Source organism: Micromonospora sp. NPDC047548 (genome assembly GCF_040642975.1).
Taxonomy (GTDB): Bacteria; Actinomycetota; Actinomycetes; order Mycobacteriales; family Micromonosporaceae; genus Micromonospora.
The window spans coordinates 1-1459 of record NZ_JBEYTI010000126.1 but is presented as its reverse complement, the minus strand read 5'-3'; the positions used below and the strand labels follow the sequence as shown (position 1 = coordinate 1459).

At 69.0% G+C, this 1459-nt stretch carries 1 protein-coding gene; it reads left to right on the top strand.

Going from position 1 to position 1459, the window contains the following annotated elements; all coding sequences use genetic code 11:
* Positions 1–210: 210 nt before the first annotated feature.
* Positions 211–1440 (top strand): IS110 family transposase, encoded by a 1230-nt coding sequence (locus ABZ807_RS33365; RefSeq protein WP_357167171.1) that lies wholly within the window; start codon positions 211–213, stop codon positions 1438–1440.
* Positions 1441–1459 lie beyond the last annotated feature (19 nt).

Here is a 1459-nt window from a genome sequence, read left to right as displayed (position 1 = left end):
TCGTCGGCGCACCTGGCCCCCACCGGGCCACCGCCTCGTCCGCTCGACCGTGAGAGGTCCGGCATGAGTTCCGCGGGGCCCGGTGGTTCCAGGACACGTATGACTGGCGACAGGGCTGAGCGCCATCGAGCGCCGATCAGTGAGCGACCGGCTTCCGTGTCCTGAGACCACCAGGTGCCCACCTGCTGCGCCAACAGCAAGGAGGACACCATGAGTGTCGAACACCACCCGTCGACGCGTCGACCCACTGCAGGCGTCGACTGGGCCAGCACCGAACACGCCCTCGCGATCGTTGGTCCCGACGGTGTCGAGGTTCAACGGATGATCGTCGAGCACACCGCTGCGGGGCTGCGGAAGCTGCTGCGATGCCTGCAGCAGACCGGTGTGCTCGAGGTCGGTATCGAACGCCCCGACGGGCCCATCGTCGATGCCCTCCTCGAGGCGGGACTCACGGTCTTCGTGATCGCCCCGAACCAGATCAAGCACCTGCGCCGCCGCTACGGCGCAGCCGGCAACAAGGACGACCGCTTCGACGCCTACGTCCTGGCCGACACCGTCCGCACCGACCACCACCGCCTGCGCCCCCTCACCCTCGACTCTCCCGCGACACTCACGTTGCGGATGACCGTCCGCGCCCGCAAGGACCTCATCGCCGCCCGTGTCGCGATGGCCAACCAGCTCCGCGCCCACCTTGAACACGTTCTGCCCGGCGTGATCGGGCTGTTCCGCGACATCGACTCCGCCATCACCCTGAATTTCCTCACCCGGTTCGCGACCCAGGAACAGGTCGACTGGCTGTCGCCACGCAGACTGCAGAACTGGCTGCGCACCGTCTCCTACCCCAACCCGGCAAGAGCCGGGCTGCTGCACGCCCATCTGCTCGCGGCTACCCGCGGGACCACCGGTCCTGAAGCCACCGCCCGGGCGCACGTCACCGCTGCGTTGGTCGCTGGGCTTACTACCCTGCGGGAGCAGATCAACGCGCTGGAAGAGCAGATCGAGATCCAGTTGCTGCAGCATCCCGACGCGGCAGTGTTCACGTCCCTGCCCCGGGCGGGGATCGTGCGAGCGGCCCGGCTTCTGGCTGAGATCGGTGACGCCCGAGGCCGCTTCCCGACACCGGAGGCACTCACCTGCCTGGCCGGGGCCGCGCCCTCGACCAGGCAATCCGGGAAGGTGAAAATCGTGGGCTTCCGCTGGGCCGTTGACAAACAACTCCGCGGAGCGGTCATCGACTTCGCCGGCGACTCCCACCACGCCAACCCCTGGGCCGCTGACCTCTACCAGCGGGCCCGGGCTCGGGGCCACGACCACCCCCACGCCACGCGAATCCTCGCCCGCGCTTGGCTGCACGTGATCTGGCGCTGCTGGCAAGACCGCGTCGCCTACGACCCCACCCGCCACCGAGCCTTGCAGGCCGTCCTCGCGTCCGCCGCTTGACACAGGGCTACTCATGCCG

Coding starts and splice junctions, on each gene's coding strand:
- ABZ807_RS33365 (WP_357167171.1), top strand. CDS start 211: ATGAGTGTCGAACACCACCCGTCGACGCGTCGACCCACTGCAGGCGTC.